The sequence below is a fragment of the Streptomyces prasinopilosus genome, assembly GCF_001419695.1.
GTDB classification, from domain to species: domain Bacteria; phylum Actinomycetota; class Actinomycetes; order Streptomycetales; family Streptomycetaceae; genus Streptomyces; species Streptomyces prasinopilosus.
Genome location: NZ_LIRG01000449.1, coordinates 1 through 3,606, shown reverse-complemented (window position 1 = coordinate 3,606; position 3,606 = coordinate 1). Strand labels below are relative to the sequence as shown.

2 protein-coding genes are annotated in these 3,606 nt (G+C 74.3%); one reads left to right on the top strand and one right to left on the bottom strand.

All coding sequences use genetic code 11. From position 1 onward, the window contains the following. Nucleotides 1-1,476, bottom strand: a 1,476-nt coding sequence (locus tag AOK18_RS19020; RefSeq protein WP_055695156.1) for a hypothetical protein, incomplete at its 3' end; no start/stop codon positions are given. 777 nt (nt 1,477-2,253) lie between these two features. Here AOK18_RS19020 and AOK18_RS19015 point away from each other — a divergent pair. After that, nucleotides 2,254-3,081 carry a class I SAM-dependent methyltransferase gene (locus AOK18_RS19015; protein ID WP_055695155.1) on the top strand — a complete coding sequence of 276 codons (828 nt, stop codon included), beginning with the start codon at nt 2,254-2,256 and terminating at the stop codon, nt 3,079-3,081. Nucleotides 3,082-3,606 lie beyond the last annotated feature (525 nt).

Sequence of the window (3,606 nt, the reverse complement as noted above, 5' to 3'; positions counted from 1 at the left end):
GGCGTCCAGGTCGGCGGCGAGGCGGGAGGCCGGGAGGCCGGCGGCGGGCGCGGAGGGGACGGGGGTGCCCCGGTAGCCGATCGGGCCCTCGTCGTGGCGTTGGTAGTAGCCGGTGAACCCCTTGCCGGCGGGGGCCTCGATGAAGCGGACCCCGGTGAGCTGGGTCTCGCCGCCGCCGGAGTTGCGGGTGATGTCGAGGCGGTAGTGGCGGAAGGCGGGCATGTCGGCGCGGGGGCGCAGGAAGAACTCCCTCGTCTCGAAGCGGTCGGTGAACCGCTCGCCGATCCGCACGTCCAGGGGCGTCCAGTCGTTGCCGTCGTGGGAGCCGAGGAGGGTCCAGTCGCGCGGGTCGCGCTCGGCGAAGTCGTTCGCGGACGTCAGGGCGTACGAGGTGAGGGCGGCGGGACGGGCGAGGGTGAAGTCGAGCACCGCGACGTCCTCGCCGGCCAGCCACTTGTCCCGGGACCCGTCGAGGAGGTTCTCCGCGATCTCCCCCGCTTCCTCGAACTCGTCGCTCGCCTCGACGTCGGTGGCCTCGACCTCGTTCGACAGCGTGTGCAGGACGACCACGCCGGAGTTGCCGCGCTGGTCGCGCCAGGTCACCCGCTCGACGGGGGCGGGGCCGCCGTCGTCGACCAGGATCCGCAGGTCGTGGGAACGGTGCCAGCCGCCGCCCCAGCCCTCCTCGGTGCGGAAGCGGTGCAGGTGGTGCGGGCCGGAGACCGGGGTGTCCGGCAGGCCCTCCGCGTAGGGCCGCCTGCCGGTGAGACGGCCCCGGTACTCGTACGCCGTGCCGTCGGCGGCACGGTGGACGTCGTGGAAGTCCGACATGTTGGACTGGAAACTGACGGCGGTCTCGGTTCCGTCGTCGCCCCGCCAGCCGAGCTGCGCGGGCAGGGAGTGCTCGTCCCGGTCGATGTGGAACAGCAGCCGGGAAGCCGCCTGCCAGGGGCGGGACGGGGAACCGTGGGCGGGACGGCGCTCGGTCCGGTACGTGAAGACCGAGTCCCGGGCGGCCTGCGCGGTCCGCGCGCGCTCGGAACGGCCGCGCTCGGCTACGGGGTCCAGCGTGATCCGGTAGAGCCGGAACGTACTGCGGGCCTCGGCGGAGGAGCGTATCTCCAGGGTGTTGGTGCCGGCCTTGAGGAGATGGCCGGGCACCGCGAAGACGTTGTCCTGCGGGAGGTCGCCGCCGCCGGGCACGGTGAGCCCCTCGGCCAGCGCCTCCCCCTGCAGCAGGACGTCGACGGGGGCGTCACCCGGGGCGGGGCCGAGCCTGGAGACCAGGGCGGTCATGGTGAGCGTCGCCTGGGGGATGTCCGCCGGATCCTCCACCTCGAACTCCATGGTCACGGACCCACCCGCGTCGAGCGCCAGATGGGATCCGGCGAACCGGCCGGCCTCGTGCCGGACCTCGGCGTTGGCCAGCCGGGCCGGATGGACGGAGAAGTCCGCGAAGGTGGCTTCCATACTCATGACGACAACTCCTGACGCAACGTCGACAAAGGGAGGTGCGGGGCGCGATGGCGGCGGGAGCGCCACGGCCGGCTCCGTGGGAAGTGAACCTAGCGCCCTCCTGTGACAACGCCTCCGGCCGACGGCGGGGCCCGGAGCGCCGGGGACGCCCGCCCGCGTGACGGGTCCGCTCCCGACGGGCCGCCCGGCCGGTGGCGCCGGACCTCGTCCCGCGGGGCACCGGGCCGCGGCGATTCGCCCGTTCGGCCGCACCGCCTCGCGTGCGCCACCGGACCGCTGTGCCGTTGGCACGGACGCGTGCCGGGGTGCCGGGGTCCGTGCACCGGCAGACCCCCGGGCGCCCGGCGACGAAGAGCGAGAGGGACGGAGTGCGCCCATACCTCCTCCACGCGGGTCCGGAGCGGGCCGCCGACGTCGTGCCGCGGTCGTCGCGGCCCTGGTGACCTGCTCGACGGCACTGACCGGGCGGGAACCCGCCGTGGCCGGAGGCGCGCCCGCACCTTCCGTGCCCGCCCCGCAACTGGAACGGAACCCCTGCGTCCGGGGCGGCGAGTTCGCCCGCGCGACCGCGAGGGTGCCGCTGGACCACGGCGACGGACGGGCGCACCATCGAGCCGGCGGTCGTCGGACGCGAGGCCACCGGCCCCGTCCCCCGCCCGGCCCCCGGGCACCCTCCCGGCCGAGCCGCGCGGGCCCGCACGACGGATCCGTTCCGGGGGACCGAGGAGATCCCGCGGAACGCCCGCCGGGAGCGTCGGCTTCTGTGAGGATCGAGGGATGCCGTACGGACGCCGCTCGGACCGCTCCTCCCCGTCCTTCGACGAACTGCTGGCCGAAGGCGCGGCCGTCCCCACCGCGGGATGGGACTTCTCCTGGTTCATCGGACGGGCCACCGAGACGCGGCCCTCGTGGGGGTACGCGCGGGCCGTCGCCGAGCGGTTGGGCGGACGGCCGGGCAGGGCGGTCGAGGCCGTGCTCGACGTGCAGACCGGGGGAGGGGAGGTACTGGCCTTCGCCCTCGACGAAGCCGGACGTGCCGTCCCCGGGAGGCGCCGGCCCGCACTCGTCGTCGCCACCGAGGGGTGGGCGCCCAACGTCGCCAAGGCCGCGGGACTCCTCCGGGAACGGGGCGGCTTCCTCGTCGCCTCCGCGGACGGGCCGCTGCCCTTCGCCGACGGGGTGTTCGACCTCGTCGTCAGCCGGCACCCGGTGAAGGCCCACTGGGAGGAGATCGCACGGGTGCTGCGGCCCGGCGGCGGCTACTTCGCCCAGCACGTCGGGCCCCGCAGCGCCCACGAACTCGTCGAGCACTTCCTCGGACCGCAGCCGGCCGAGCGGCTCGACGCCCGGCATCCCGAACGTGAACGCCGGGACGCCGAGGCCGCCGGACTGGAGATCGTCGACCTGCGGGCCGAACGACTGCGCATGGAGTTCCACGACATCGCCGCCGTCGTGCACTTCCTGCGCAAGGTGGTCTGGACGGTCCCGGACTTCACCGTCGAGGCGTACCTGCCCCAGCTGCGCGCCCTGCACGAACGGATCAGGACCGAGGGCGTGTTCACCGCCCACAGCAGCCGCCACCTCTTCGACGCGCGCAAGCCCTGACCGCCCGCGGTCCGGCGCCCGCGCGTGCGCGGCGGCCCGTGGTCCGGAACCGCTTCCGGACGTGGCGCGCTCTTCAGCCGTTCATCATGCTCCGTTCAAGCCAAGTTCATTCACTCGGGCAAAGCTGCGCGGACGGCATCACGCAGTGGAGGGGACCGCGTGATGCCCGGAGCGTCGTGCCGTCACCCGGCCCGTTCCGCCGGTGGGTCAAATGGGCGTTCCTCACGGGATCACCCGTCGGAGGGACGGCCGGAAGGGTGACCGGAGCGGGGCCCGGTGGAGGGCGCGCCGGGCCACGCCCGGCGAGATGCCCCGGTTTCACGGAGTTCCTCCGGGGCGAACCGCCGCATCCCGGCTGCCGGAGCGCCCGGAATGCGTGTCTCCGTGACCGTCGGGGCGTCGCCGGCCGATTCCGGAGAGTAGTTGTGGCACGCCAATGTACGCAGCATCACTCACGAAGGGTTATGGTGGAACTCCCCCCCTCGGGCCGGTCCGTGGGGGGGATACGGACCGGCCCGAGGGGGG